The sequence below is a fragment of the Streptomyces sp. NPDC028331 genome, from assembly GCF_055565775.1.
The window spans coordinates 185,968-210,914 of record NZ_JBVHTR010000006.1; the positions used below are offsets into that span (position 1 = coordinate 185,968).

General features: G+C 72.4%; 25 protein-coding genes. 13 read left to right on the top strand and 12 right to left on the bottom strand.

What is annotated here, in order from left to right:
- Positions 1-379: 379 nt before the first annotated feature.
- A complete protein-coding gene (locus ACZ4SW_RS10800; protein ID WP_468240744.1) occupies positions 380-703 on the top strand; it encodes a hypothetical protein in 324 nt (107 codons plus the stop codon).
- A 247-nt stretch (positions 704-950) separates the two neighbouring features.
- A complete protein-coding gene (locus ACZ4SW_RS10805; RefSeq protein WP_468240747.1) occupies positions 951-1,475 on the top strand; it encodes an ATP-binding protein in 525 nt (174 codons plus the stop codon).
- Positions 1,476-1,657: 182 nt separating this feature from the next.
- Here ACZ4SW_RS10805 and ACZ4SW_RS10810 read toward each other — a convergent pair whose 3' ends face one another.
- Positions 1,658-1,945, bottom strand: coding sequence for an SHOCT domain-containing protein (locus tag ACZ4SW_RS10810; protein ID WP_468240750.1), 288 nt, complete (start codon positions 1,943-1,945; stop codon positions 1,658-1,660).
- Positions 1,946-2,120: 175 nt separating this feature from the next.
- Here ACZ4SW_RS10810 and ACZ4SW_RS10815 point away from each other — a divergent pair, with 175 nt between their 5' ends.
- From ACZ4SW_RS10815 to ACZ4SW_RS10830, 4 genes are all read left to right on the top strand, one after another.
- The gene (locus ACZ4SW_RS10815) at positions 2,121-2,696 is read left to right on the top strand and encodes a TetR/AcrR family transcriptional regulator (RefSeq protein WP_468240753.1); all 576 of its coding nucleotides are present in this window, start codon (positions 2,121-2,123) and stop codon (positions 2,694-2,696) included.
- Between the two features lie 12 nt (positions 2,697-2,708).
- Positions 2,709-3,293, top strand: a complete 585-nt coding sequence (locus tag ACZ4SW_RS10820; protein ID WP_468240755.1) for a DUF4865 family protein — start codon at positions 2,709-2,711, stop codon at positions 3,291-3,293.
- Positions 3,290-4,198, top strand: a complete 909-nt coding sequence (locus tag ACZ4SW_RS10825; protein WP_468240758.1) for a phosphotriesterase family protein — start codon at positions 3,290-3,292, stop codon at positions 4,196-4,198. Before ACZ4SW_RS10820 ends, ACZ4SW_RS10825 begins: the two co-directional genes overlap by 4 nt.
- Before the next feature lie 94 nt (positions 4,199-4,292).
- Positions 4,293-4,739 (top strand): tautomerase family protein, encoded by a 447-nt coding sequence (locus ACZ4SW_RS10830; RefSeq protein WP_468240761.1) that lies wholly within the window; start codon positions 4,293-4,295, stop codon positions 4,737-4,739.
- A 7-nt stretch (positions 4,740-4,746) separates the two neighbouring features.
- On the opposite strand, the gene ACZ4SW_RS10835 is transcribed toward ACZ4SW_RS10830, so the two are convergent.
- Together ACZ4SW_RS10835 and ACZ4SW_RS10840 are read right to left on the bottom strand one after the other, a co-directional pair.
- Positions 4,747-5,985: an ROK family protein gene (locus ACZ4SW_RS10835; protein ID WP_468240764.1), complete on the bottom strand. Its 1,239-nt coding sequence runs from the start codon at positions 5,983-5,985 to the stop codon at positions 4,747-4,749.
- Entirely contained in the window at positions 5,982-6,671 is a 690-nt protein-coding gene (locus ACZ4SW_RS10840; RefSeq protein ID WP_468240767.1) for an alpha-ketoglutarate-dependent dioxygenase AlkB family protein, read from the bottom strand. The genes ACZ4SW_RS10835 and ACZ4SW_RS10840 overlap by 4 nt, the downstream gene beginning before the upstream one ends.
- A gap of 71 nt (positions 6,672-6,742) precedes the next feature.
- Between ACZ4SW_RS10840 and ACZ4SW_RS10845 the strand changes: the two genes are divergently transcribed.
- Positions 6,743-7,885, top strand: a complete 1,143-nt coding sequence (locus ACZ4SW_RS10845; protein WP_468240770.1) for a methyltransferase — start codon at positions 6,743-6,745, stop codon at positions 7,883-7,885.
- A gap of 42 nt (positions 7,886-7,927) precedes the next feature.
- Here the strand turns inward: ACZ4SW_RS10845 and ACZ4SW_RS10850 are convergent, their stop codons facing one another.
- Both ACZ4SW_RS10850 and ACZ4SW_RS10855 read right to left on the bottom strand, forming a co-directional pair.
- Positions 7,928-8,812 (bottom strand): class II fructose-bisphosphate aldolase, encoded by an 885-nt coding sequence (locus ACZ4SW_RS10850; RefSeq protein WP_468240773.1) that lies wholly within the window; start codon positions 8,810-8,812, stop codon positions 7,928-7,930.
- 12 nt (positions 8,813-8,824) lie between these two features.
- Positions 8,825-9,721, bottom strand: a complete 897-nt coding sequence (locus ACZ4SW_RS10855) for an SIS domain-containing protein (protein ID WP_468240775.1) — start codon at positions 9,719-9,721, stop codon at positions 8,825-8,827.
- A 123-nt stretch (positions 9,722-9,844) separates the two neighbouring features.
- Here ACZ4SW_RS10855 and ACZ4SW_RS10860 point away from each other — a divergent pair, with 123 nt between their 5' ends.
- A complete protein-coding gene (locus ACZ4SW_RS10860; protein ID WP_468240778.1) occupies positions 9,845-10,624 on the top strand; it encodes a DeoR/GlpR family DNA-binding transcription regulator in 780 nt (259 codons plus the stop codon).
- 103 nt (positions 10,625-10,727) lie between these two features.
- A complete protein-coding gene (locus tag ACZ4SW_RS10865; RefSeq protein WP_468240780.1) occupies positions 10,728-12,563 on the top strand; it encodes a glycoside hydrolase family 15 protein in 1,836 nt (611 codons plus the stop codon).
- Positions 12,564-12,635: 72 nt separating this feature from the next.
- On the opposite strand, the gene ACZ4SW_RS10870 is transcribed toward ACZ4SW_RS10865, so the two are convergent.
- The 3 genes from ACZ4SW_RS10870 to ACZ4SW_RS10880 form a co-directional block, all read right to left on the bottom strand.
- The gene (locus tag ACZ4SW_RS10870) at positions 12,636-13,709 is read right to left on the bottom strand and encodes a lactonase family protein (RefSeq protein WP_468240783.1); all 1,074 of its coding nucleotides are present in this window, start codon (positions 13,707-13,709) and stop codon (positions 12,636-12,638) included.
- A gap of 365 nt (positions 13,710-14,074) precedes the next feature.
- Positions 14,075-15,982, bottom strand: a complete 1,908-nt coding sequence (gene htpG / locus ACZ4SW_RS10875; protein ID WP_468240785.1) for a molecular chaperone HtpG — start codon at positions 15,980-15,982, stop codon at positions 14,075-14,077.
- A gap of 192 nt (positions 15,983-16,174) precedes the next feature.
- Positions 16,175-17,290, bottom strand: a complete 1,116-nt coding sequence (locus ACZ4SW_RS10880) for a GNAT family N-acetyltransferase (RefSeq protein ID WP_468240788.1) — start codon at positions 17,288-17,290, stop codon at positions 16,175-16,177.
- 546 nt (positions 17,291-17,836) lie between these two features.
- On the opposite strand from ACZ4SW_RS10880, the gene ACZ4SW_RS10885 reads away from it, so the two are divergent.
- Entirely contained in the window at positions 17,837-19,006 is a 1,170-nt protein-coding gene (locus ACZ4SW_RS10885) for an MFS transporter (protein WP_468241255.1), read from the top strand.
- Positions 19,007-19,141: 135 nt separating this feature from the next.
- Complete coding sequence (locus ACZ4SW_RS10890; protein WP_468240790.1) at positions 19,142-19,882, top strand: maleylpyruvate isomerase family mycothiol-dependent enzyme; 741 nt, start codon at positions 19,142-19,144, stop codon at positions 19,880-19,882.
- Here ACZ4SW_RS10890 and ACZ4SW_RS10895 read toward each other — a convergent pair.
- Positions 19,869-20,276, bottom strand: coding sequence for a MarR family winged helix-turn-helix transcriptional regulator (locus ACZ4SW_RS10895; RefSeq protein ID WP_468240793.1), 408 nt, complete (start codon positions 20,274-20,276; stop codon positions 19,869-19,871). The genes ACZ4SW_RS10890 and ACZ4SW_RS10895 overlap by 14 nt on opposite strands.
- Positions 20,277-20,362: 86 nt before the next feature.
- Between ACZ4SW_RS10895 and ACZ4SW_RS10900 the strand changes: the two genes are divergently transcribed.
- Both ACZ4SW_RS10900 and ACZ4SW_RS10905 read left to right on the top strand, forming a co-directional pair.
- The gene (locus ACZ4SW_RS10900) at positions 20,363-21,844 is read left to right on the top strand and encodes an MFS transporter (RefSeq protein WP_468240795.1); all 1,482 of its coding nucleotides are present in this window, start codon (positions 20,363-20,365) and stop codon (positions 21,842-21,844) included.
- A 70-nt stretch (positions 21,845-21,914) separates the two neighbouring features.
- Complete coding sequence (locus ACZ4SW_RS10905; RefSeq protein WP_468240798.1) at positions 21,915-22,223, top strand: DUF6332 family protein; 309 nt, start codon at positions 21,915-21,917, stop codon at positions 22,221-22,223.
- Here the strand turns inward: ACZ4SW_RS10905 and ACZ4SW_RS10910 are convergent.
- From ACZ4SW_RS10910 to ACZ4SW_RS10920, 3 genes are all read right to left on the bottom strand, one after another.
- Positions 22,184-22,849 (bottom strand): response regulator, encoded by a 666-nt coding sequence (locus ACZ4SW_RS10910; protein WP_468240800.1) that lies wholly within the window; start codon positions 22,847-22,849, stop codon positions 22,184-22,186. The two genes, ACZ4SW_RS10905 and ACZ4SW_RS10910, sit on opposite strands and share 40 nt — an antisense overlap.
- Complete coding sequence (locus ACZ4SW_RS10915) at positions 22,846-24,075, bottom strand: sensor histidine kinase (RefSeq protein WP_468240803.1); 1,230 nt, start codon at positions 24,073-24,075, stop codon at positions 22,846-22,848. Before ACZ4SW_RS10915 ends, ACZ4SW_RS10910 begins: the two co-directional genes overlap by 4 nt.
- Positions 24,076-24,154: 79 nt before the next feature.
- Entirely contained in the window at positions 24,155-24,847 is a 693-nt protein-coding gene (locus tag ACZ4SW_RS10920) for a TetR/AcrR family transcriptional regulator (RefSeq protein WP_468240805.1), read from the bottom strand.
- Between the last annotated feature and the right edge of the window lie 100 nt (positions 24,848-24,947).

Sequence of the window (24,947 nt, forward strand, 5' to 3'; positions counted from 1 at the left end):
GTGCCGATGTCCGGTTCACTCCGTCGGACGACTGCATCATAGACACCTTTCACACACCTTCTCACCTGCATAAACGCATCTTTGAGCCACCCAAAGCCGGGCCTGGGAAGGGAGTCCCGGACAGGCGGAAAACCGTGGGGGCGCATCCGCGCGGGTGCGCCGGGTGGCCGCTGCGACCCCGGTATGCGCACTGGTGCGACGCGCCGGGTCGGGGCAGACTGCACCGCGGGACGGGAGCCGGTGCGGTGGGCACCGCCCGGAGACCCGTCGGCCGGGGATGCACACTGGATCACGACCGAACTGTCCATCGAGGCCGCCGGATCGCGCAGCGGGTGGGATCCGGAGCGGGCCCAGCCGAACGCACAAGGGGGCGGACACCATGGCGGAGCCGGAGTTCACGGCCACGGGTGTGCGGATCGGGAAGGGACTGCGGTCGCTCACGCGGGCCGGGCAGGTCCGGATCAGCGACGGCAGGCTGCGACTGCTCACCAGTTACGGCAGCGAGATCGACAGCGCGCCGGTGCGGGCGGTGCGCGCCTCCCAGCCCTGGTTCGCGCCCGAGGACCGGGCGTTGGCCGATCTCAACGGCACGCGTTACTCACTGACCCTCGGCGATCACGATCCGGCGCCGGGGCAGCCCGGGCCGCCGTCGGCGCGGCGGTTCGTCGAAGCGGTGCGCAAGGCTGCAGGTCGCGGCGGCTGAGCGTGGCGTGAGTTGCGGGGCCGCGCGCGCTGCGTCACTCTGGTTTCACATCACTCTCGGTTTACCGGCGATTACGCTGAAGAACCAGCCGCCGGTCACGACAGCGGGCGGCCCCCGTACGAAGCCGTTCCGCACCAGGCGGCCGGAGTACTCAGCCGCACAGCAGGCGGCGTGTGCACACCCGGCCACCCTGCTGGATTTCGATCTCCGTGTCTTCTTCCGGACCTCAATTCGGGGAGTCGCAGCCGTGATCAGCCAGCCAAGCAGGCACTGCACGGTGGAGCTCCAAGCCCTGCCGTCGCGGATCGGCCAGGTCCGCAGAATCGTATCGGCGCAGTTGCGCTACTGGCACCTCGATTCCTTGATCGACCGGGCCGCGCTCGGTGTGACGGAGCTGTTGACCAACGTCCACCTGCACGCCCAGCCCGACAAGACGTGCACCGTCGAGATGGAGTTGCTGCTCGACCGGCTCACCGTCTCGGTGCACGACCACGATCCGCGCCTGCCGGAGTTGCGCACGGCGGATCCCACCGCCACCAGCGGACGCGGTCTGGCGATGGTGGCCGCGGTGGCCGCCAGTTGGGGGGCGCGTCCGGACGGCGATACGGGCAAGGTCGTCTGGTTCACGCTTCCCGCGCCGTCGGCGGCGCCGGCCGGACCGGTGCGCAGCCGCACCCCCTACGAACGGGCCTTCGAGACGCCCGTCCGCGGGCTCGCGGTCGACGAGCACGCGTCCCGCCCTGCTCCCGCCCGGTCGACCGTTGCCGGCTGACCGGGCGGTGACCCTCCTTCCGGCGGCCGCCGGGCGGATCATTCCGTAGCGCGGTGCAACGGCCGCCCGGACAGCCCACGCTCCCCTTCCGGGGCCCGCACGGCGGTGCCACCCGCCGCCGTGGACCGTGACGGCGTCGGCGACATGCGCGGCCGTTCCGCGTGCCGGTCACCGTGGTCGTCTCATGCGGTGCCGCCCTTGCCTCCGCGGCCGAACTGCTCGTCCAGGACGGAGAGGCGGCGCCAGTACTCGTCCTCGTCGATCTCGCCGGAGGCGAAGCGGCGGCCGAGCACAGCGATCGGCGAGTCACCGGCCGGGCGGCCGTCCATCGGGCGCCAGGGGCCGCCGCGGCCGCCGCGGACGGTGCGGCGCAGGACGGTCACGACGCCGACGACGACGGCCGCCCAGATCAGCGGGAAGAACAGGATCCACGGGCCGGGGCCGCCGCCCCAGTGGGCCAGGGTCTGCATCGTGCGGTCATCTCCCTCGGGGGTTGTCGGGTGATGCCTCGAGACTGGCTCCAGAAGGCGGCCCGGGTCGTCGTACGGCTGACGGCAGTGCGCGTACCCCACGGGGAGTAGACGGGGGCTCGTGCGGTGCTCCTTCACGAGGCGGCCCCGGGGGTCGACTTCTGTACCTACTAGTATGTACAGTGCTCGTGTGAGCACCCCGGAGCGACTGATCGAGTCGACCCGCGAGCTGCTGTGGGAGCGCGGCTACGTGGGCACCAGCCCCAAGGCGATCCTGGAGCGCGCGGGCGCCGGTCAGGGCAGCATGTACCACCACTTCAAGGGCAAGCCGGACCTGGCGCTGGCCGCCATCCGCCGCACCGCGCAGGAGATGCGCGCCACCGCGGGAGCCGTGCTGGACGCGCCGGGGACACCGTACGAGCGGATCGAGGCGTATCTGCGACGCGAACGCGACGTGCTGCGCGGCTGCCCGATCGGGCGGCTGACCATGGATCCGGACGTGGTCGCGAGCGACGAGCTGCGGGCGCCGGTGGACGAGACGATCGACTGGCTGCGCGAGCGGCTGGCCGGAATCGTCGAAGAGGGCAAGGAGCGGGGCCAGTTCGCGCAGTCCCTGGACGGGGAGGAGACGGCGGCGGTGATCCTCGCGACGGTCCAGGGCGGCTATGTACTGGCCCGCGCATCGGGCTCGCCGGCGGCCTTCGACGCGGGGGTACGGGGTCTGCTCGCCCTTCTCCGCCCGACCTCCTAGGAGCTGCCGACCATGCATGCCATGCAGTACGAGCTGACCCTGCCCGCCGACTACGACATGGGGATCATCCGCGGTCGCGTCTCCCGTATCGGGCATCTGCTCGACGCCTGGGACGGCCTCGGCTTCAAGACGTACCTGATGCGCGAACGCGGGGTGCATGGCTCACCGGTCAACCAGTACGCGCCGTTCTACCTGTGGAACACCATGGAGGGCATGAACTCCTTCCTGTGGGGAGGCGCCTTCCAGGGGCTCGTGGACGACTTCGGGCGGCCGGCGGTGCGGCAGTGGACGGGACTGGCGTACGAGGAGGGCACCGCGGCGGACTCCCCCGCCGTGGTCGCCGTGCGACGGCGCCGGCCGGTGCCGCAGGGAGTGCGACTGTCCGAGGTCATGGACGACGCGGTGCGCGAGGCCGAACGGCTGGCCGGGGAGGACGGTGCGGTACTGGCGGCGGCCGCCGTCGACACGCGGGGCTGGGAGTTGGTCCACTTCTCGCTCTGGGAGCACGCCACGCCGAAGGCCGAGGGCGATGTGTTCCAGGTGCTGCACCTGTCGGCACCCGGACGCGATGAGCTGCCGCGGGGACGGCAGTGGTGAGCTTCGTCCGTACGGTCGCCGGAGACGTGCCTCCCGAGGACCTCGGGGTGTGCGACGCGCATGACCACCTCTTCTTCTCCAGTCCGCAACTGCCCGGTCAGGAGCTGCGCAGCGTCTCCGCGGCCCGGGCCGAGCTGACCGCGTTCCGCGCGCAGGGCGGTTCGGCCGTGGTGCAGTGGACCCCGTACGGCCTGGGCCGGCGCGCCGCCGACCTGCCGCCGTTGTCCCGGGAGACCGGGGTGCACGTGGTCGCCGCGACCGGGCTGCACCAGGCCGTCCACTACGACGACGGCACGCTCGCCGCACTGCGCGGCCGGCTGGCCGACGTCTTCGTCGCCGAACTCACCCAAGGCATCGGCACGTCCGGGGTGAGAGCCGGGCTGATCAAGGTCGCCGGCGGCTTCCACGCCCTGGACGCGCATGCCCGCTGGACGATGACCGCGGCGGCGGAGGCGCATCACGCGACGGGTGCGCCGATCGCGGTCCACCACGAGCTGGGCACGGGCGTGCTCGACGTACTGGACCTGCTCTGCGGCGAGTTGGGGGTCCCACCCCACCGGGTGATCCTCGGGCACCTCAACCGCAACCCGGACTTCGTGGTGCACCGCCAGGCCGCGGAAACCGGCGCCTACCTGGCGTTCGACGGCCCGTCACGCGCGAACCACGCCACGGACTGGCGGATGCCGGACGCCGTCCGCGCCCTGGCGGACGCCGGTTTCGGTGACCGGCTGCTGCTCGGCGGCGACACGACCACCGCCGCGGCCCGCTCCGTGTCCGGCGGCCCCGGCATGCCGTATCTGCTGCGCCGGGTGCGGCCGAGGCTCGAAGTCGCCCTGGGCAAGGAGCCGGTGGACCGCATCCTCACCGGGAATCCCGGCCGTGCCTTCGCCGTGGACTGGCGTTGAGCGGCGGAACCCGCCCGCCCCGGCCCGATCGTGTCGATCCACCGGTGCCGAGGCCCCGCCTTCCCACCACCCGCCTGTGAGAGGAACAGCAGCCATGCCCTTCGTCCGTGTCGACGCCCTGGGAGCCGGGCCCGAACGGCTCGACGCGCTCGGCCGCGCCGTGCACGACGCCCTGGTCGAGACGCTCGGCATCCCTCCCGACGACCGCTTCCAGGTCCTCACCGGCCACGACGGCACTCGCAGCACGCTGCGCTACGACGACTACCTGGGCGTGCACCGTGACGAGGGCATCGTGTACGTCGCGATCACCATGCGCTCCGGACGCACGCGCGAGCGGAAGCAGGCCCTGTACCGGCGGATCGCCGAACTCGCCCAGGAGTACGCCGGGACGGAGCCGCGCAACGTGTTCGTCACCGTGACCGAGAACGAATCCGCGGACTGGTCCCTCGGCGACGGGATCGCGCAGTACCTGATTCCCTCGCAGGGCGCAGCGGCGTGCACCGCGCACGGCCGGAACGGGCAAGCCGCGCCCGGAGCCTGAAGAGACGTCAGGTCAGGGTCGCCAGTGGATCGTCCAGTACCGGCTGCCAGGCCAGCTCCGCCGCCCCGACCAGGCTGCTGTGGTCGAGTGTGCAGGCCAGGATGGGTACCTGGCCGCTGCGGCCCCACAGGCTGCGGTCGGCGACGACGGCGCGCAGCCGCTCGGGGTCGGCGTCGAGCAGGGTGCGGTGCAGTCCGCCGAGGATGATCCGGTCCGGGTTGAGGATGTTGACCAGGCCGGCGAGGCCGAGGCCGAGCCGGTCGATCAGCAGCTCGACGGCGCCGCGGACGGCCGGATCGGTGGCGTACTCGGTTCGGATGAGGTCGTTCGCCTGCTGAAGCTGTGAGACCTCGGGGCCGGCCTCGCGCCCGGCCGCCGCCAGGAAGGCCAGCGGGTCCGCCTCCACGTCGAGGCAGCCACGGCTGCCGCAGTGGCAGGGGCGGCCCTCCGGGTTCACGGTGAGGTGGCCGACCTCGAGCGCCAGGCCCGAACTGCCCGTGTGCAACCGCCCGTCGAGCACCAGCGCACCGCCCACACCCCGGTGCCCGGTGGCCACGCACAGCAGGTCCCTGGCGCCGCGGCCCGCGCCGTGCCGGTGTTCGGCGAGCGCGGCGAGGTTGATGTCGTTGGCCGCGAAGGCGGGACCGGTGATGCCGGCGGCGCCCACCCGCTCGGCGAAGATCTCCCGCACGGGCGCTCCCGCGGGCCACGCCAGGTGCAGCGGGTTGAGTGCCAGGCCCTCGGGTTCGGCGACCGCGGACGGCACGGCGAGCCCCGCGCCCACGCAGCGCCGCCCCGTCTCGCGCAGCAGTTCGGCGCCCGCTTCGACCACCGAGCCGAGCACCTTCGCCGGGTCGGCGTCGACCGTCTCGCAGCCGGGGGCGGTCGCGACGATCCGGCCGCCGAGGCCGACGAGCGCGGCCCGGAAGCCGTCGGCGTGCACCTGGGCGGCGAGCGCGACCGGTCCGTCCTCGGCGATCTCCAGCCGGTGCGAGGGCCGGCCCTGCGCCCCGGCGGCGGCACCCGGGTGGGCGTCGACCCGGATCAGACCCAGCGCCTCCAGTTCGGCGGCCACCGCTCCGGCGGTCGCCCGGGTGACGCCCAGTTCGGCGGTGAGCACGGCACGCGTCGGCGCACGGCCGGTGTGCACCAGCTCCAGTGCGGGCCCGAGCGCGCCGCGCCCCCGGTCCAGCCGTGTCCGTGTGGTCCCTTCCCCTGCCGTCCGGGGGCCCGCCTTGCCGCTCATGAGGGCGAGTCTCCCATGATCCGCTCCGGGTCCCGCCCGAAGCCGCTCACCCTGAGGGTGATGTTGAGCCGGCCCGTCATCCCGAGCGCGGGCGGCGCGGTCCCCGGCCGTACTCTCGGCACCCCGTGGTAGGCGAACCGCGCCGGGCCGCCGAAGACGAACAGGTCGCCGCTGCGCAGCTCCACGTCCGTATAGGGGCGCGCCCGGGTCTCGGTGTTGCCGAAGCGGAAGACGCACGCGTCGCCGAGGCTGAACGACACCACGGGCGCGCCCGACTGTTCGTCGCTGTCGCGGTGCATCCCCATACGGGCGTCCGCGTCATAGAAGTTGATCAGGGCGATGTCGTACGGCTCGGACGGCACCGCCCGGGGGCCGAGGGCGGCCTCGACCGCCTCGCGGCCCAGTGCGGCGAGCCAGCCCGGCAGCGGCTTCACGGGGGCGCCGTCGCCGTCGACGACCGTGCGGGCGTACCCGTAGGGGTACCAGTGCCAGCCCAGGCAGACCTGCCGTGAGGTCATCGTGCCCCCGCCGGGTGTGCGCACGGTCCGCAGGCCGGCCGGCGGGCGGGCCCACTGACGGCAGGCGTCCAGGAGCCGGTGCTGACGGTCCGCGTCCAGCCAGTCGGGCACATGGACCGCGCCGGGGGCGACCTGCGCGCGGCTCCGCGGGAACAGCTCGGGTTCCATGGCCCCATCATCACGTATCGGGCCGAGGGCGGACGGGTGGCCACCTGCGGCTCGGCTAGCCTGGACACACGATGAACGACCGTCTGACCACGCCGTGGGGCGCGTACGCACTGGCCCGCTTCCCTCAGGACCCTCGTGACAGGCTGCGCGCCTGGGACGCCTCCGACGCGTATCTGCTGCGGCACCTCGCGGCGAGCGGCACCCCGCTGGGCGGTGCGGTGGTGGTCGTCGGCGACCGGTGGGGCGCGCTCACGACGGCGCTCGCGGCGCACCGCCCGACGCAGATCACCGACTCCTTCCTGGCCCATGAGGCGACCCGCGCCAACCTCGCGCGCAACGGCGTCGACGCGGGCGCCGTCCGGCTGCTCAGCACCCGGGACGACCCGCCGTCCCGCATCGACGTGCTCCTGATTCGCGTCCCGAAGAGCCTCGCCCTGCTGGAGGACCAGTTGCACCGGCTGGCGCCCGGCGTGCACGAGGGCACGGTGGTGATCGGCACCGGCATGGTCAAGGAGATCCACACCTCGACGCTGCAGTTGTTCGAGCGCGTCCTCGGGCCGACCCGTACCTCGCTCGCCGAGCAGAAGGCCCGGCTGATCTTCTGCACCCCCGACCCGGCCCTCGACCGGGGCGCCAACCCGTGGCCGTACCGCTACCGACTCCCCGACGGCATCGGCCCGTTGTCCGGCCGGACCGTCACCAACCACGCGGGCGTCTTCTGCGCCGACCGTCTCGACATCGGCACCCGTTTCTTCCTCCAGCACCTCCCGCGCGGCCGGGGCGCCGAACGGATCGTGGACCTCGGCTGCGGCAACGGCATCGTGGGGCTGGCCGCCGCGCTGGCCGCCCCCGAGGCCGAGGTCCTGTTCACCGACGAGTCGTATCAGGCGGTGGCCTCGGCGGAGGCGACCTACCGGGACAACGCCGGGGGGAGGGCGGAGTTCCGGGTCGGTGACGGTCTGTCCGGGGTGCCCGCAGGGAGCGTCGACCTCGTCCTGAACAACCCGCCGTTCCACTCCCACCAGGCGACGACGGACGCCACCGCCTGGCGCATGTTCACCGGCGCGCGGCGCGCCCTGCGGCCGGGTGGCGAGCTGTGGGTGATCGGAAACCGCCATCTGGGCTACCACGTGAAGCTGCGCCGCCTCTTCGGCAACAGTGAACTGGTCGCGAGCGACCCCAAGTTCGTCGTGCTGAAGGCGGTCAAGAAGTGACCGTACCCACGACCGCTCCCCGTGTACGGCGCGAGCGGCGCACTACGGGGACGCGGGCGCCGATGGGTGCGTGCCCCCGTCCCGCAGCACGGTGACCAGACGGGTCACCGTCCGGGCCATCGCCTCCCGTCCCACGCCGAGGTATCCGCGCGAGTCGACCGCCTCGGGCCGCCCGGTGAGGAACTCCCGGATCGCGCCGGTCATCGCGACGTTCAGGGCGGTCCCGATGTTGACCTTCGCGATGCCGCCCGCGACGGCCGCCGTCAGTTCGTGGTCCGGGAGCCCCGAGGAGCCGTGCAGCACGAGCGGTACGTCGAGGGCGGCACTCAGCCGTTCGATCAGGCCGTGGTCGAGTGCGGCCGTGCGCGTGGTCATCGCGTGCGTGCTGCCGACGGCGACGGCCAGCGCGTCGACGTGGGTGTCCGCCACGAAGGCGGCGGCCTCGGCCGGATCGGTGCGGGCGCCGGGTGAGTGCGGGTCGGGCGGCGGTTCGCCGTTCTTGCCGCCCACCTCACCCAACTCGGCCTCCACCCAGAGCCCTTGGGCATGCGCCCAGTCGGCGGCGGCTCGGGTCGCGGCGAGGTTGTCCTCGTAGGGCAGCCGGGCCGCGTCGTACATCACGGAGCCGAACCCGGCGCCGGGCGCCTGGCGGAGCAGGTCGTCGCTCTGGACGTGGTCGAGGTGGAGGGCGACGGGCACGGCGGCACGTGCGGCGGCCGCGGCGGCGGCGCGGGCGAGCGGGAGAAGCCGTCCGTAGCGGTACTTGACGGCGTTCTCGCTGATCTGGAGGACCACGGGGGTGTCCGCCGTCTCCGCACCCGCGATCACGGCCTCGACGTGTTCGAGGGTGATGACGTTGAACGCGGCGACGGCACCGCCCGCCGCGACGGCGGCGGCGACCAGCTCACCGGTGGGGGCGAGGGGCACGGCTCCTCCTTCTCACCTGGCGGAGGAACGGGACGTGAGGATCACCGAGCGGGTCAGATGGCGCGGCCGGTCGGGGTCGAGCCGGCGGGCGTCGGCCAGGGCGACGGCGAGCCGCTGGACGCGGACGAGTTCGGCGAGCGGGTCGAGGCGGCCCGCCACCCACAGCCCGCCCGTCTCCCGGACCTGTGCGGCCAGTCCGTCGGGGGCCTCGCCGAACATCCAGGTGGCGGTGGTGTCGGTGGTGACGCTGATCGGGCCGTGCCGGTACTCCATCGCCGGGTACGCCTCCGTCCACGCCTGTGCGGCCTCGCGCAGCTTCAGCGCGGCCTCGTGGGCGAGGCCGACGGTCCAGCCGCGCCCCAGAAAGGTGAACTGCGTGCGGTTCAGGAGTCCTTCGGGCAGCGGGGACTCCAGGGCGGTGCGGGCGTCGGCGACCACGGCGTCCGAGTGCCGGCCGAGGTGGGCGCGGAGCAGGGTGAGGGCGGTGGTGGCGAACCGGGTCTGGACGACGGAGCGTTCGTCGGCGAAGCCGAGCGCGACCACGTCGTCGGCGCACTCCGTCACGGGCGTGCGCGCATCGGCGGTGATCGCGGTGGTCCGCACCCGTCCGCGGAGCCGGCCGAGGAGGTCGAGGACCTCGGTGGTGGTGCCGGACCGGGTGAGGGCGACGACCCGGTCGTAGGTCCGGCCGTGGGGGAACTCGGAGGCGGCGAAGGCGTCCGTCTCCCCCTGCCCGGACCACTCACGCAGGGCGGCGGCGGACTGCGCCATGAAGAACGACGTCCCGCATCCCACGATCGCCACCCGCTCCCCCACCGCCGGCAGCGCGTCCTTGTGACTCTGCGCGCCCTCGGCGGCGCGGGTCCAGCACTCGGGCTGGCTGGTCAGCTCCTGCTCGACGTACGTCATGCCGTACCCCTCCCCGCGACGCTTGTTCTTGCAAGATAGGGGCCGATTTCGAGCACAATCAAGCATTGTGACGGAAGTCGGTTGCGCTAGGGTCACCCGCAGGGTCGAGGAACGGAGAGTGGGATGTCCCGCGACGCCCGCTGGAAGGCGCTGCTGGAGCTGCTCGTCGAGCGGGGCCGGCTGGAGGTCGAGGAGGCGGCGGCCGAGCTCGGGGTGTCGGCCGCGACGATCCGCCGCGACTTCGACCAGCTCGCCGAGCAGCAGATGCTGGTGCGCACCCGGGGCGGTGCGGTGGTGCACGGGGTCTCCTACGAACTGCCGCTGCGCTACAAGACCGCCCGACGCGCCTCCGAGAAGCAGCGCATCGCCCAGGCGGTGGCCGGTCTGATCGCACCGGGCGAGGCGGTGGGCCTCACCGGCGGCACCACCACGACCGAGGTGGCGCGGGCGCTCGCGGTGCGCGGCGACCTCACGTCGGGCTCCCCCGCGCTGACGGTCGTCACCAACGCGCTGAACATCGCCACCGAGCTGGCCGTGCGCCCCCAGTTCAAGATCGTGGTGACGGGCGGGGTGGCGCGCCCGCAGTCGTACGAGCTGATCGGTCCGCTCGCGGACGGCGTCCTGGGCCAGATCACCCTCGATGTGGCGGTGCTCGGCGTGGTGGCCCTGGACGTCACCCACGGCGCGGCGGCGCACGACGAGGCGGAAGCGGCGATCAACCGTCTGCTGTGCGAACGTGCCGCGCGCGTGGTCGTGGCGGCGGACTCCAGCAAGCTGGGGCAGCGGGCGTTCGCCCGGATCTGCGCGGTGGAGGCGGTGGACACGCTGGTCACGGACACGGCGGCCGGGCCGGAGACGGTACGGCGGTTCGAGGAGGCGGGCCTCCGTGTGATCACGGTCTGACGTCCGGCGCCGGACCGACCGGATCCGCTCCCCGTGCCGCCCTCTCCCCTTGCGCCTAGTCTGGGACCTGCGGTCCGCGCACCGGGTGGTCAGGGAGGCTGTGATGGCCGAGACGCCGAGCGAGCAGTACGGGCCCGGGCGCTCCCGGTGCCTGCCGATCGCCGACCACGGCCTGATCGGTGACATGCGCACCGTCGCGCTGGTGGGGAGCAACGGCACCATCGACTGGTACTGCTCCCCCTCCTTCGACTCCCCGAGCGTCTTCGGCGCGATCCTGGACGCCGAGCAGGGCGGGTGCTTCGAACTCACCGCGACCGTGCCGGGCCGCACGAAGCAGTTCTACTTCCCCGACACCAACGTCCTGATCACCCGGTTCTTCACCGAGGACGGCGTCGGCGAGGTGCAGGACTTCATGCCCGTCGGAGCGGCATCGGTCGAGACCGAACGCCACCGGCTGATCCGCAGGGTCCTGTGCGTGCGCGGCTCCCTGCCCTTCCGGGTGCGGGTGGCTCCACGGTTCGACTACGGCAGGCAGTCGCACACGCTGCGGCTGCTCGGTGATGTGGCGGTCTTCGAGTCCGCCGACCTGTCACTGGCCCTGACCGCCACCGTCCCCCTGGAAGGCGACGACCGGGACGTGTGGGCCGAGTTCAAACTCGCCGAGGGCGAGTCGACGGTGTTCGCGCTGGACCAGGTCGGTGAGCATCTGCCGCCGCTCATGTGCGCACGCTTGGAGGCCGAGCGGCAGTTCGCCGCCACGGTGGAGTACTGGCGGCGCTGGCTGCACGCCTCCCGCTACCGCGGTCGCTGGCGCGAGATGGTGCACCGCTCCGCGCTCACCCTGAAGCTCCTCACCTACGCCCCGACCGGCGCGATCCTGGCCGCCCCGACGACCAGCCTACCCGAGCGGCTCGGCGGCGAACGCAACTGGGACTACCGGTACGTGTGGGTGCGCGACGCCGCCTTCTGTGTCTACGCCCTGCTGCGGCTGGGGTTCACCGAGGAGGCCGAGGCGTTCATGAAGTTCGTGACCCGGCACATCACGCCGGGTGACGGCGGGCCGTCCGGCCCGCTGCAGATCATGTACGGCATCGACGGCCGCACCGATCTGCCCGAGTACGAGCTGGACCACCTGGAGGGCCATCAGGGCTCGGCGCCGGTCCGGGTCGGCAACGCGGCCGCCGACCAGCTCCAGCTCGACATCTACGGGGCCCTGATCGACTCCATCTATCTCTACGACAAGTGGGCGCAGCCCATCTCCAGCGACCAGTGGGACGAGGTCTGCGCACTGGTGGACTGGGTCTGCGCCAACTGGGACCAGCCGGACGAGGGCATCTGGGAGACCCGCGGCGGCCGCAAGAAGTTCCTGTACTCGCGGCTGATGTGCTGGGTGGCGATCGAACGGGCCATCCGGATGGCCCGCCGCCGCGGCCTGCCCGCCGACATGGTGCGCTGGCTGGACTGCCGCGACACGATCTACCGGCGGATCATGCAGCGCGGCTGGTCCGTGAAGCGCCAGGCGTTCGTGCAGCACGAGGACGGCGATGTGCTCGACGCGTCCGTGCTGATGATGCCGCTCGCCAAGTTCATCGCGCCCACCGACCCCAAGTGGCTGTCCACACTGGACGCCCTCACCCAGGACCTGGTCTCCGACTCCCTGGTCTACCGCTACGACCCGCACGCCAGCCCGGACGGCGTGCGGGGCGACGAGGGCACGTTCTCCATCTGCTCCTTCTGGTACGTGGAGGCGCTGGTCCGCGCCGGACGGCTGGACGAGGCACGGCTGGCGTTCGAGAAGATGCTCACCTACGCCAACCATCTGGGCCTGTACGCCGAGGAGATCAGCCACACCGGCGAGCAACAGGGCAACTTCCCGCAGGCGTTCACGCACTTCGCCCTGATCAGCGCGGCGTTCAACCTCGACCGAGCCCTGGGGTGAGAGGGGCACGCTCCGCGCCGTGTGTCGTCCCCGGGCTCTGCGGGCGCGGCGCGGTCCGTCCGGGCGGGGTGTTCAGAGGGGCAGTGCGCAGACCACCGACGGCAGCGACACCGCCGGGGCGGGCTGTTCGAGGTGGCCGGTGTCCCGCACGCGCAGCGCGGCGAGGGTGCCGCTGTGCTGGTTGGCGACGAGGAGGTGGCCGGCCGCCCAGGTCAGGCCGCGGGGCCAGGTGCCGCCGCCCGGCACCTCGCCGAGCGGCGTCAGGGCGTCTCCGGTGATCTGGAAGGCGGCCACCGTGTCCGCGCCGCGGTTGCTCACCCAGACGTAACGTCCGCAGGGTGAGACGACGATGCCGCCGGGGTGGTTGGTGACGTCCTGTTCCGACGTGGCGGGTACGGCGGACACCTCGGTCAGGGTGCCCGTCGCGGCGTCGTAGCGGTGGCCGGTGACGGTGGAGGACAACTCGTCGGCGCTGAACACCAGTTCGCCGCCGGGGGCGAACGCGAGGTGGCGCGGTCCTGAACCGGGGCGCAGCGTGCTCACCGCGGTCCGCGTGAGCGTTCCGGCGCCGGTGTCCAGCCGGTACGCGAAGACCGCGTCCGCGCCCAGGTCGGTGGCCAGCACGAAGCGGCCCGACGGGTCGAGGAGGACCTGGTGGGCGTGGCTGCCGTCCTGCCGTCCGGCGACGGGGCCCGAACCCTCGTGCACGATGACCTCGGCCGGCTCGCTGATCCGGCCGTCCGCGTCGAGCCGGTGCAGCGCCACGGTACCGGGTGCGGAGTCACTGCCGTAGTTGGCGGTCAGCAGCCAGCGGCCGTCGGGGTGGACGGTCAGGTGGCAGGGGTTGGAGCCGCCGCTGCCGACCGGGTCGCCCAGCGGGCTCAGCGTGCCGTCGGGCTGCCGGGCGACGGCGGTGACGGTGCCCGGGTCGGTCTCGTTCGTGCTGTAGACGACGTCCAGGGTCGGGTGCGCCGCGAGGAAGGAGGCCCCGCTGACGGGCACCGGCGGCAGCCCGTCGGCGGCCGCGAACCGGCCCGTCGCCGGATCGAAGCGGACGGCGGCGAGCCCGGGGCCTTCACCGCCGGTGTCGGCCGTGTAGGAGCCGGTGAGGACGAGAAGCGGAGCGGAGGAGGAAGGCGTCGGCATGGGGCTTCCCGGGGGTCCGTGAACGGTGCGGTGGCGGTGGCGGTGCGGGGATCAGCGGGCGTTGTCGTGGCGGGGCGGGTCGATCCGGCAGAGGTCGTCGTGGCCGTAGCAGAGCGTACGCCGCCTCCCTGCCCAGCCCGATCACGGCGTGGGGTCGCAGGTGCCCCCGGGACGTTCCTCCGCGCGACGGCGGCGGGCACCGCGGGTGACGGTGGGCTGCGGGCCGCTCGACTACCGCCTCGACCGCGTCCCCGAGGCGGTCGCGGTCTTCGACGACGGCACGCCCTGGCACGCGCGGTGGCCGTGTCGGGGGCGCCCGGCACGGACGGGCGCCCCCGACGGCCACCGCTCCGGTGGACGCCGAGCTACAGCGTGCGCTCCAGGCGGTCCGCCACCAGCTTCACGAAGCGTGCGGGTTCCTTGGGCTGACCGCCCTCGGCGAGCACCGCGAGGCCGTGGAGGAGTTCGGCGGTCTCGGCGAGCGCCGTTCGGTCCTCGCCTTCCTTGTACGCCTGGTTCAGGCCCTTCACGAGCGGATGGTCGGGGTTGACTTCGAGGATCCGCTTGGTGCGCGGCACTTCCTGGCCCATCGCCCGGTACATGTTCTCCAGGGCCGGGGTCAGGTCGTGCGCGTCCGAGACGACACAGGCCGCCGACACCGTCAGACGCGACGAGAGCCGCACCTCCTTGATGTCGTCGTCCAGTTGCTCCTGCATCCAGGCGAGCAGACCGCCGTACTCCTCGCTCTGCTTCTCGCGCTCGCCGTCGCCCTTCCCGTCTCCTCCCGCGCCGAGGTCGATCTCCCCCTTGGTGACGGACCGCAGCGCCTTGCCCTCGTACTCGCCCACGGCGTCGACCCACACCTCGTCGACGGGGTCCGTGAGCAGCAGCACCTCGATGCCGCGTTCCCGGAACGCCTCCATGTGCGGGGAGTTCTCGATGCTCTGCCGGGAGTCGCCGGTGATGTAGTAGATGGTCTCCTGCCCGTCCTTCATCCGCTCCACGTAGCTCTTGAGCGTGGTCGGCTCGTCGTCGCCGTGCGTGGTGGCGAACGAGGAGACGGCGAGGACGGCATCGCGGTTCTCGAGGTCGGTGACCAGCCCCTCCTTCAGGACGGCGCCGAACTCCCGCCAGAACGTGGCGTACCGGTCCGGCGCACTGGTCATCATGTCCTTGACCGTGGACAGAACCTTCTTCGTCAGACGACGCTGCATCATCCGGATGTGGCGGTCCTGCTGCAGGATCTCGCGGGAGACGTTGAGCGAGAGGTCTGCCGCGTCGACGACGCCCTTGACGAAGCGGAGGTAGGGCGGCAGCAGCTCCTCGCAGTCGTCCATGATGAACACGCGCTTCACATAGAGCTGCACCCCCCGCTTGAAGCCCTGTGTGAACAGGTCGTGCGGGGCGTGCGACGGGACGAACAGCAGGGCCTGGTACTCGAAGGTGCCCTCCGCCTGGAGGCGGATCGTCTCCAGCGGATCCCGCCAGTCGTGGCTGAGGTGCTTGTACAGCTCGTGGTACTCGTCGTCGGACACCTCGTCGCGCGAGCGCGCCCACAGGGCCTTCATCGAGTTCAGCGTCTCGGGTTCGCCGTCGGTCCCGTCGCCCTCTGCCGTGACCGCCCGGGGGACCAGCCGGATCGGCCAGGTGATGAAGTCGGAGTACCGCTTGACGATCTCCCTGATCTTCCACTCGGAGGTGTAGTCGTGGAGCTGGTTGTCCGGGTCCGCCTTCTTGAGGTGCAGGGTGACCGCGGTGCCCTGCGGCGCCTCGTCGACCCTCTCCAGCGTGTACGTGCCCTCGCCGCGGGACGTCCAGCGGGTGCCCCGGCTCTCGCCGGCGCGGCGGGTCACCAGGGTCATCTCGTCCGCCACCATGAAGCCCGAGTAGAAGCCGACACCGAACCGGCCGATGAGCCCCTCGGCCACGGCCCCGTCCCCGGCCTCCTTCAGTTGCTTCAGGAACTCGGCCGTGCCCGAGTTGGCGATGGTGCCGATGAGCTTCCCGACCTCCTCGTACGACATGCCGATGCCGTTGTCCCGCACGGTGAGGGTGCGGGCGTCGTCGTCGATCTCGATCTCGATGTGCGGGTCGGACACATCGGCGTCGAGCGTGTCGTCCCGCAGCGCGGCGAGGCGCAGCTTGTCCAGCGCGTCGGAGGCGTTGGAGACGAGCTCGCGCAGGAAGACATCCTTGTTCGAGTAGACCGAGTGGATCATCAGCTGCAGCAGCTGACGGGCCTCAACCTGGAACTCAAACGTTTCGGTCGGCATGGTTCGCGGTTACCTCACTGGTCCCTAAAGTCGCCGGAACTGGTGGGAGTCACTGTAAAACACCACGTGGTGACGGCAGCGCAGCCTTTCGGCCGACCGTGCGAGGGCGGGCCGAGGGACGAGCTCGGGGGCCGCCGTGCTCCCGGCACGGAGACGCGGTGCCGGGAGCACGGAGAGAGGGGAAAGGCTCGCTCACCGTACGCGGGTTTCCGCCGCGCCGGGGTCCGCCCGGCGTGAAGTGCGCAGGGTGCCGACCGTCTTGAGCAGCCGGTCGGCGGGTTCCCGCAGCTCTGGGTGGGCCAGGACCGTGTTGCGCAGGCCCCGCACCGGCCTGCGCCACAGCCGGTACGCCGCCGCCACCGGGTTCGGGCGGCTCGCGAACCCCTCGCCCACCCGCAGCTCGCGGGTCTTGAGCCAGTCCTTGTACTCCTTGTCGCCGCGTCCCAGATCGACGAGCGTCACACCGTGCCGGGCCGCCGCCTCCGCCAGCCTGAGGTGCATCATCAACCCGGGCGAGTAGTAGCGGAGTTCCGGGTCGTAGGCGGTGAACCAGGCCGCGAGGACCGTGCTCGACCTCGGCCCGAAGTGGGCGGCCATCGGCCGGTCGCCGGCGTACAGCACGGAGAGCACGCCGGTGAAGTGCTCCTCGCGGACGCGGGAGAGGTGGCCCACCAGGTCGACGATCCACGGCCGCGAGAACCGGTCCATCCGTCCGGTCCGGCGGTACTGGGCGGACTTCCACTGCATGAGCGTGCGCAGCGCACGCGGATCGCGCTCGTCGAAGACGAACCGCACCTCGCCGACGTCGCGCCCCACCCGGCGTTCCTTCTTCAGCACCGTCTTGGCCAGCCCCGGATAGGTGCCGCGCAGCCAGTGCGCGTAGTCGCCGTCGCCGGGCTTCACATCGATCACGGGTGAGGCGAACGTCCCGGTGACGTGTCTGCCGAAGGGTTTCTGCTCCTGGACGAGATGGTCGAACTCGAAGATGGACAGCCCGCAGGCCTGCAACAGGTCCTGCGTCTGCCAGGAGATCCCGGGGCGGTGCACGAGGGCCTGGCAGTCGGACAGACCCAGACCGATGGCCCGGCCCACGCCCAGGGCGTTGCGCTCGTACGGGAAGAACCCGACGGGCTCCCCGTCCTCCCGCAGCACCGCCACCCGTGCCCCACCGCGGTACCTGCCGATTCCCGTCGCGAACTCCGGCGCCAGGAACGGATTGGCGTATTCGGGCGACGCGTCCATGGCGTGGTGCCAGGCCTCGCGGAGCGCGTCGCTCAGTTCCTGCGGCCGGTGAATGGTGATGTCCACCTCACATCAACCGCCCTTCCACAGGCTCCGCGAGGAACGTGCCGGTGACGGCACAGCCTGGCAAGGCGCGCTGACGACTGGGTATGGATCTGCTCGTGGATCGCATGGACGACCGCTCCCCCCTGTGACGCTGTCCGCGTCCTGTCACTGCTTCGGGCCCCTGTTCGGCCCACACCGTGTACGTGCTCGTGCCACGGTCGCGGACCGGGACGGGAACGTTCGGCAAGGGTCAAACGTCGCGAAACAGTGCGCACGCTGTCAAGGGTGCCTACCGCAACGGAAGTTCCCGCGCGAAACGGTTCGGCCGGTTCAGGACCGCCCGGTCCCCGGATTCCCGGGTCCGGCGCTGTGCGGCACACCGGCTCATCCGGGGTCCCGGGGTCCCGGGGTTCCGGCCGTTCCGGGGTCCCGGCCGTTCCGGGGTCCCGGGGTCCCGGCCGTTCCGGGGTCCCGGGGTTCCGGGGCCCCCACCGCCTTGCCCGGCCCTCGCCGTCCCCCTAGCCTGACTTTGTGCCGCTCATAAACAAACCGACCCTGCACAAAGGCGTGCCGGGCAGCGACCTCACCCGGCTGCGCGTCGCCCTGACCGCCTTCTTCGCCCTCGACGGCTTCGTCTTCGCCGGCTGGGTCGTGCGCATCCCCGACGTCAAGGAGCAGACGGGCGCGTCGGCGAGCGCCCTGGGGCTCGCGCTGCTCGGAGTGTCCGCGGGCGCGGTGATCACGATGACGCTCACCGGTCGGCTCTGCCGCCGCTTCGGCAGCCACCCGGTGACCGTCGTCTGTGCGGTCCTGCTGTCGCTGAGCGTGGCCCTGCCCCCGCTCACCCACTCCGCACCGGCACTCGGGGCCGTGCTGCTGGTCTTCGGCATGGCGTACGGAGGTATCAACGTCGCGTTCAACAGCGCCGCCGTGGACCTGGTGGCCGCACTGCGACGGCCGGTCATGCCCACCTTCCACGCCGCGTTCAGCCTGGGCGGCATGGTGGGGGCCGGGCTCGGCGGACTGGTCGCGGGGTTCCTGTCCCCCACCCGGCACCTGCTCGCCCTGACCGTGACCGGCCTGCTCGTGACCGCGGCCGCCGGGCCCACGCTGCTGCGCCGACGGCCTCCGGGGCGGCCGGACGGGGCACGGCCCGAGGACACCGCGCCGCACCGCCTCGCCACCCGCACGCGCGGCCTGGTCACCGTGTTCGGCCTGATCGCGCTGTGCACGGCGTACGGCGAGGGGGCGCTGGCGGACTGGGGCGCGCTGCACCTGGAGCAGGACCTCGGCGCCCACCCGGGGGTGGCGGCGGCCGGTTACTCCTGTTTCGCGCTCGCCATGACGGTGGGCCGGATCGGCGGCACCACGCTCCTGGAACGGCTCGGGCGGGTCCGTACGGTGGTGGCGGGAGGCGCCACGGCCGCCGTCGGCATGCTGCTCGGCTCCCTCGCACCGTCCGTGTGGGGGGCGCTGCTCGGCTTCGCCGTCACCGGGCTGGGTCTCGCCAACCTGTTCCCGGTCGCCGTGGAGCGCGCCGGCGCCCTGGCGGGGCCGGGCGGAGTCGCGGTGGCCTCGACGCTCGGCTACGGCGGCATGCTGCTCGGCCCGCCCGCCATCGGCTTCATGGCCGACTGGTTCTCGCTGCCCACCGCGCTCACCAGCGTGGCGGTCCTCGCGGCCGTCGCCTCGGCGATCGGCTACGGGGCGCGCCGCGCCACCGCCGGCCGTCCGTGAAACCGCGCTGACAGCGCCGTGAAGCCGACGGCCCGCAGCGTGCGGGCATGACCCACACGACAGTACGGCTCTGCGCCGTCGACGGGTGACGGTGGTCCTTGACCTGGAGCGCGCTTCATCCGGCACACTCACCGCATGGAGACTGCCGAGTTCGTGCGGGTCGTGGACCGGGAGGGCCGGCTGCTGGCCGCCGCGGCCGAGGAGGCGGGCACCGGGGCCGAGGTGCCGACCTGCCCGGGCTGGCAGGTGCGGGACCTGCTGCGGCACACCGGCATGGTGCACCGCTGGGCGACGGGCTTCGTCGCCGAGGGGCACACCTCCCACCGCCCCGACGGCGGGCTGCCGGACCTGGACGGCACGGAGCTGACGGCCTGGTTCCGGGAGGGGCACCGCCACCTCGTCGAGACCCTCTCCACCGCCGCGCCCGACGTCCGGTGCTGGCACTTCCTGCCCGCGCCCTCGCCGCTGGCCTTCTGGGCCCGGCGGCAGGCGCACGAGACGACCGTGCACCGGATCGACGCCGAGTCGGCGCGCGGCGGCACGTCGACCGCGATCGACCGGGAGTTCGCGGTCGACGGCATCGACGAGCTGCTGCGCGGCTTCCACGCCCGCCCCAAGAGCCGGGTCCGCAGCGAGGAGCCGCGTGTACTGCGGGTACGGGCGACGGACGCCGACGGTGCGGTGTGGACCGTACGGCTGTCGGCCGGGCCTCCCGTCACGGAGCGGGGGGAGAGCGGGGAGGCGGACTGCGAACTGGCCGGGCAGGCGGCGCACTTGTATCTGTCGCTGTGGAACCGGCAGCCGTTCCCCGACGTGACCGGTGACGCCTCCCTCGCCGCGCTGTGGCGCGAGAGGTCCGCCGTCACGTGGAACTGAGCATCCTCGTCAGCACCGCGCGCTGCACCGGCCGCACCTCGCCGTGCAGGGCGCGGCCCTTGTCCGTGAGCACCACCCGCACGCCCCGCCGGTCCTCGGTGCACAGAGCGCGCTCGACCAGCCCATCCTTCTCCAGTCGGGCGATCAGCCGTGACAGGGCGCTCTGGCTGAGGTGGACCCGCTCGGAGATCTCCTGGACGCGGTAGGCGCAGGAGCCGTCCGTCCCGGTCCTCTCGGACAGCACGTCGAGCACTTCGAAATCGCTGGCGCACAGCCCGTGCCCGTGCAGGGCGCGGTCGAGCTCGCACTGGGTGCGGGCGTGCAGCGACAGGATGTCGCGCCACCGGTCCACCAGCGCCCGTTCGGGAGTGTCCGACTCGTCCTTGGCCGCCATGGCCGCACCGTAGCAGAGAACCCACTTCGTTGCATCTGAATTAAATGCATTTGCATTCAATGCAGATGCATGAAAGTCTCTGGGGCATGACCTCTCCGCTCACCACCCCCGCGTTCGAAGGACGCTGGACCCCCCGGCTGTGGGGCACCCTGCTGGTGCTCTGCGCCGCGATGTTCCTCGACGCACTGGACGTGTCCATGGTCGGCGTCGCCCTGCCGTCCATCGGCACCGACCTCCATCTGACGACGTCGACGCTCCAGTGGATCGTCAGCGGCTACATCCTCGGCTACGGCGGGCTGCTCCTCCTCGGCGGACGCACCGCCGACCTGCTCGGCCGACGCCAGGTCTTCCTGGTGGCGCTCGGCGTCTTCGCGCTCGCCTCACTGCTCGGCGGGCTCGTCGACTCCGGACCGCTGCTCATCGCCAGCCGGTTCATCAAGGGCCTGAGTGCCGCGTTCACCGCGCCGGCGGGCCTGTCGATCATCACCACGACCTTCCCCGAGGGCCCGCTGCGCAACCGCGCCCTGTCGATCTACACCACCTGCGCCGCCACCGGCTTCTCGATGGGCCTGGTGCTGTCCGGCCTGCTCACCGAGGCCAGTTGGCGCTACACCATGCTGCTGCCCGCCCCGATCGCGCTCATCGCCCTGCTCGCCGGCCTGAAGCTGCTGCCGCGCAGCGCACGCGAGAAGGACCACAACGGCTACGACATCCCCGGCGCCGTCGTCGGCACCGCGTCGATGCTGCTGCTCGTCTTCACCGTCGTCGAAGCGCCGCACGTCGGCTGGGCCTCCGCCCGCACGCTGCTGTCCTTCCTCGCCGTCGCCGTGCTCCTCACGGTCTTCGTCCTGGTCGAGCGGCGCTCGGCGGGACCGCTGATCCGGCTGGGCGTACTGCGCTCCGGCAACCAGATCCGCGCCCAGCTCGGCGCGATGGCCTTCTTCGGCTCGTACGTCGGCTTCCAGTTCCTGGTCACGCTGTACATGCAGTCGCTGCTCGGCTGGTCCGCGCTGCACACGGCGCTCGCCTTCCTGCCGGCGGGCGCACTGGTGGCCGTGTCATCGACCAAGGTCGGCGCGATCGTGGACCGCTTCGGCACCCAGCGGCTGATCGCGGCGGGCTTCGCCCTCATGGTCGTCGGATACGCCCTGTTCCTGCGCGTGAACCTGCACCCGGCGTACGCCGCGGCCATCCTGCCGAGCATGCTGCTCATCGGCGCCGCCTGCGCCCTGGTCTTCCCCTCGCTCAACATCCAGGCCACGAACGGCGTCGACGACCACGAGCAGGGCATGGTGTCCGGCCTGCTCAACACCTCGGTGCAGGTGGGCGGCGCCGTCTTCCTGGCCGTCGTGACCGCGGTGGTGACCGCGAACGCCCCCGCGCACCCCTCGGCGCAGGCCGTCCTCGACAGCTACCGGCCCGGCCTGATCGTGGTCACGGGCATCGCCCTCGCGGGCCTGCTGATCACCCTCACGGGCCTGCGCACACGCCGGGCACAGCGATCCCTCGTGGTCGCGAAGTCCCTCCAGCAGGAGGCGAGCGCGGAGCCGGTGCCGGTCCGCGACTAGAGGGGACGCCTCCTCAGGTACGCCCGGCGGGTTCCTTGCCCGCCGGGCGTACGCCTGTTTGACTCACTACATGGAGAACCACGGGGGGCGTTCGTCCGGGAGCAGACGGCGCACGCAGGCCGAGCGCGACGCGATCACCGTCGAGATCGGATACGCCCTGTGCAGTGCGGCGTTGGGGGCGGCCCTGGTGTTCGGGGCGGTGGCGGGACCCGCCTTCGCCTTCGGGCTGTCGGGCGGCACGCGGCACGCTCTCGTCGACACGGGGATCACGGTGGCGTCCGTGCTGTTCGTCGTGCGCGTCGTCAGCGTGCTGGTCCGTTTCGCGCGCGGCACCGGAACTCAGCCGAGCCAGCCCGGTCGCACCAGCCCCGACTCATAGGCCAGCACGACCAGTTGAGCCCTGTCCCGCGCTCCGAGTTTGACCATGGTGCGGCTGACGTGGGTCTTCGCGGTGAGCGGGCTGACGACGAGACGGCGGGCGATCTCTTCGTTGGACAGCCCGATGCCGACCAGGGCCATCACCTCCCGTTCCCGCTCCGTGAGTTCCGCGAGCGACGCGGTGGCCGCCGGCTCCTTCGAGCGGGCCGCGAACTCGGAGATCAGCCGCCGGGTCACACTCGGCGAGAGAAGGGCGTCGCCCGCGACCACCGCCCGCACCGCTCGCAGCAGTTCCTCCGGCTCGGTGTCCTTGACGAGGAAGCCGGAGGCACCGGAGCGGATCGCCTCGAAGACGTACTCGTCCAGTTCGAAGGTGGTGAGCATGACCACCTTCACCCCGTCGAGGTCCGGGTCCCGTGTGATCCTGCGGGTCGCGGCGAGCCCGTCGACCAAGGGCATGCGGATGTCCATCAGCACGACGTCGGGCCGCGCTTGGCGCACCTTGCCGAGCGCCTCCTCGCCGTCGGCGGCCTCCCCGACCACCTCGATGTCCGGCTGGGCGTCGAGCAGCGCCTTGAACCCCGCCCTGACCAAGGACTGGTCGTCGGCGAGCAGTACGCGGATCAACGGTCCTCCCTGCGGTCGAGTACCCCCGCGGTCGATGCCTTCAGCGGCAGTACGGCCAGCACCCGGAAACCGCCGTCGGCCCGCGGGCCCGCCTCGATGGTGCCACCGAGCGCGGCGGCCCGCTCCCGCATCCCGGCCAGGCCGTTGCCGCTGCCGCCCGCGTCGGCGCCGGTCGCGGGACCGTCGTCGTCGACGCGCAGGCGCAGCACGTCCGGAGCCGTGTCGATGTGCACGCGCGCGTGCCGTGACCCCGAGTGACGCACGACGTTGGTGAGCGCCTCCTGCACGATGCGGAACGCGGCGAGGTCCGCGCCCGGCGCGAGCCGCGGCACCTCGCCGTCGACCGTCACCGTCAGCCCGGCCCCCGCGGCCTGCTCGACGAGTTCCGGCAGCCGGTCGAGACCGGGCGCGGGCGCACGCGGCGCGTCCCCGGGCGTGCGCAGGGTGTCGAGCACCTGGCGCACCTCGCCCAGCGCCTCCTTGCTGGCGGCCTTGATGGTGGTGAGCGCCGTACGCGCCTGCTCCGGGTCGGAGTCCAGCAGCGCGAGACCGACTCCGGCCTGGACATTGATCACGGAGATGCTGTGGGCGAGGACGTCGTGGAGTTCGCGGGCGATGCGCAGCCGCTCCTCGTCGGCACGCCGTCGTGCGGCCTGCGCCCGTTCCGCCCGCTCGCGCGCCCACTGCTCGCGCCGGACGCGCACGAGCTCCGCCAGCGCCACGATCGCCGCCACCCAGGCGGAGATCACCAGCTCCTGCCCCCAGGACGCCGCGGAATCCCCGGGGGGCGGCAGCCACCGGTACAGCCAGTGGGAGACGAGGACGTGCCCGGCCCAGAACAGCCCGACCGCCGTCCAGGCCGCCCGGCGGCGCCCCGCGGCGAGGGCGCTGAAGCAACCGACGGCGACGGTGAGGAAGACCGGCCCGTACGGATAGCCCCCGCCCAGGTACACCATGGCCGCCGCGGCCGTCGCGCAGAGGACCGGCACGGGATGCCGCTGCCGCCACAGCAGCGCTCCCGAGGCGACGACGGCCAGCACGTAGGCGAGGACGTCGAGGGACGCCCGGTGGCCGTGCTGGTTGCGGGCGGAGAAGTGCGTGCCGAGGACCACGAAGGCGGTGAGCAGCAGGGTGGAGCGCCAGGGCAGGCGGGAGCCGCGGGGCTCGTGGTGCCACCACGGCGGTCCGCGCCACCGCCATGGGACGTCTGCGTGCTCTTCCTCCATGCGGTTCACGCTAGACGCCCCTGACCGGGGACGGCGTCGACCCGGCGAGGTGATCACGGGTACTCCCCGGGGAGTACGCCTACGGGAACACCAGGCCCACGCCGTGCGCGAGCTGGGCCGCCGCGTGCCGGAAGAAGGTCGCGCGGTCCTCCACGACGTTGTTGAACTGCCCGAACAGCTCGAACCCCACCAGCCCGTACAACTGCGCCCAGGCGGCGACCAGGGCGGTGACCGCCTCGGGAGGGAGGTCGGGCGCCAGTTCGCCGGCCATGCGCCGGGCTTCGGGCTCGAGTTCGGCGGGCACCCGGGTGCGGGCCACTCCGCGCTGCCGGTACGCGTCGCGCACGATGCCGATCATCAGGACCCCGACGCGGGAGGCGGCCGGGACGGTGTCCTGGGGTGCGGAGTATCCGGGCACGGGCGAACCGTAGATCAGCGCGTACTCGTGCGGATGCGCCAGCGCCCAGGCGCGCACGGCCTCGCACACGGCGACCCAGCGTTGTGCGGGGGGAGCGTCACCGGCTTCGGTGTCGGCGGCCTCGGCGGCCTCACCGAGGGAGTCGTAGGCGTCGATGATGAGGGCGGTGAGCAGCTCGTCGCGGCTGGGGAAGTAGCGGTAGAGGGCGGAGGAGACCATACCCAGTTCCCGCGCGACGGCGCGCAGGGAGAGCGCGGCGGCGCCGCCGGCGGCGAGCTGTCTGCGCGCCTCCTCCTTGATGGCGGCGGTGACCTCCATACGGGCGCGGGCGCGGGCTCCTTGGGGGATGTTCATGCCGGGCAGTGTCCCACGATTTTGGAGCACTGCACACAAGCGAGAGCAGTGCACACGGAAGCGAGCGGCGAGCGCGCGGGGGCGGCGCTCGCAACCCGGG

Excerpts from the sequence above, each read along its gene's own strand:
- ACZ4SW_RS10800 (WP_468240744.1), top strand. The coding sequence starts at position 380 with ATGGCGGAGCCGGAGTTCACGGCCACGGGTGTGCGGATCGGGAAGGGA.
- ACZ4SW_RS10810 (WP_468240750.1), bottom strand. The coding sequence starts at position 1,945 with ATGCAGACCCTGGCCCACTGGGGCGGCGGCCCCGGCCCGTGGATCCTG.
- ACZ4SW_RS10815 (WP_468240753.1), top strand. The coding sequence starts at position 2,121 with ATGTACAGTGCTCGTGTGAGCACCCCGGAGCGACTGATCGAGTCGACC.
- ACZ4SW_RS10820 (WP_468240755.1), top strand. The coding sequence starts at position 2,709 with ATGCATGCCATGCAGTACGAGCTGACCCTGCCCGCCGACTACGACATG.
- ACZ4SW_RS10830 (WP_468240761.1), top strand. The coding sequence starts at position 4,293 with ATGCCCTTCGTCCGTGTCGACGCCCTGGGAGCCGGGCCCGAACGGCTC.
- ACZ4SW_RS10835 (WP_468240764.1), bottom strand. The coding sequence starts at position 5,985 with ATGAGCGGCAAGGCGGGCCCCCGGACGGCAGGGGAAGGGACCACACGG.
- ACZ4SW_RS10840 (WP_468240767.1), bottom strand. The coding sequence starts at position 6,671 with ATGGAACCCGAGCTGTTCCCGCGGAGCCGCGCGCAGGTCGCCCCCGGC.
- ACZ4SW_RS10845 (WP_468240770.1), top strand. The coding sequence starts at position 6,743 with ATGAACGACCGTCTGACCACGCCGTGGGGCGCGTACGCACTGGCCCGC.
- ACZ4SW_RS10855 (WP_468240775.1), bottom strand. The coding sequence starts at position 9,721 with ATGACGTACGTCGAGCAGGAGCTGACCAGCCAGCCCGAGTGCTGGACC.
- ACZ4SW_RS10860 (WP_468240778.1), top strand. The coding sequence starts at position 9,845 with ATGTCCCGCGACGCCCGCTGGAAGGCGCTGCTGGAGCTGCTCGTCGAG.
- ACZ4SW_RS10865 (WP_468240780.1), top strand. The coding sequence starts at position 10,728 with ATGGCCGAGACGCCGAGCGAGCAGTACGGGCCCGGGCGCTCCCGGTGC.
- ACZ4SW_RS10870 (WP_468240783.1), bottom strand. The coding sequence starts at position 13,709 with ATGCCGACGCCTTCCTCCTCCGCTCCGCTTCTCGTCCTCACCGGCTCC.
- htpG (WP_468240785.1), bottom strand. The coding sequence starts at position 15,982 with ATGCCGACCGAAACGTTTGAGTTCCAGGTTGAGGCCCGTCAGCTGCTG.
- ACZ4SW_RS10890 (WP_468240790.1), top strand. The coding sequence starts at position 19,142 with ATGGAGACTGCCGAGTTCGTGCGGGTCGTGGACCGGGAGGGCCGGCTG.
- ACZ4SW_RS10895 (WP_468240793.1), bottom strand. The coding sequence starts at position 20,276 with ATGGCGGCCAAGGACGAGTCGGACACTCCCGAACGGGCGCTGGTGGAC.
- ACZ4SW_RS10900 (WP_468240795.1), top strand. The coding sequence starts at position 20,363 with ATGACCTCTCCGCTCACCACCCCCGCGTTCGAAGGACGCTGGACCCCC.
- ACZ4SW_RS10905 (WP_468240798.1), top strand. The coding sequence starts at position 21,915 with ATGGAGAACCACGGGGGGCGTTCGTCCGGGAGCAGACGGCGCACGCAG.
- ACZ4SW_RS10915 (WP_468240803.1), bottom strand. The coding sequence starts at position 24,075 with ATGGAGGAAGAGCACGCAGACGTCCCATGGCGGTGGCGCGGACCGCCG.
- ACZ4SW_RS10920 (WP_468240805.1), bottom strand. The coding sequence starts at position 24,847 with ATGAACATCCCCCAAGGAGCCCGCGCCCGCGCCCGTATGGAGGTCACC.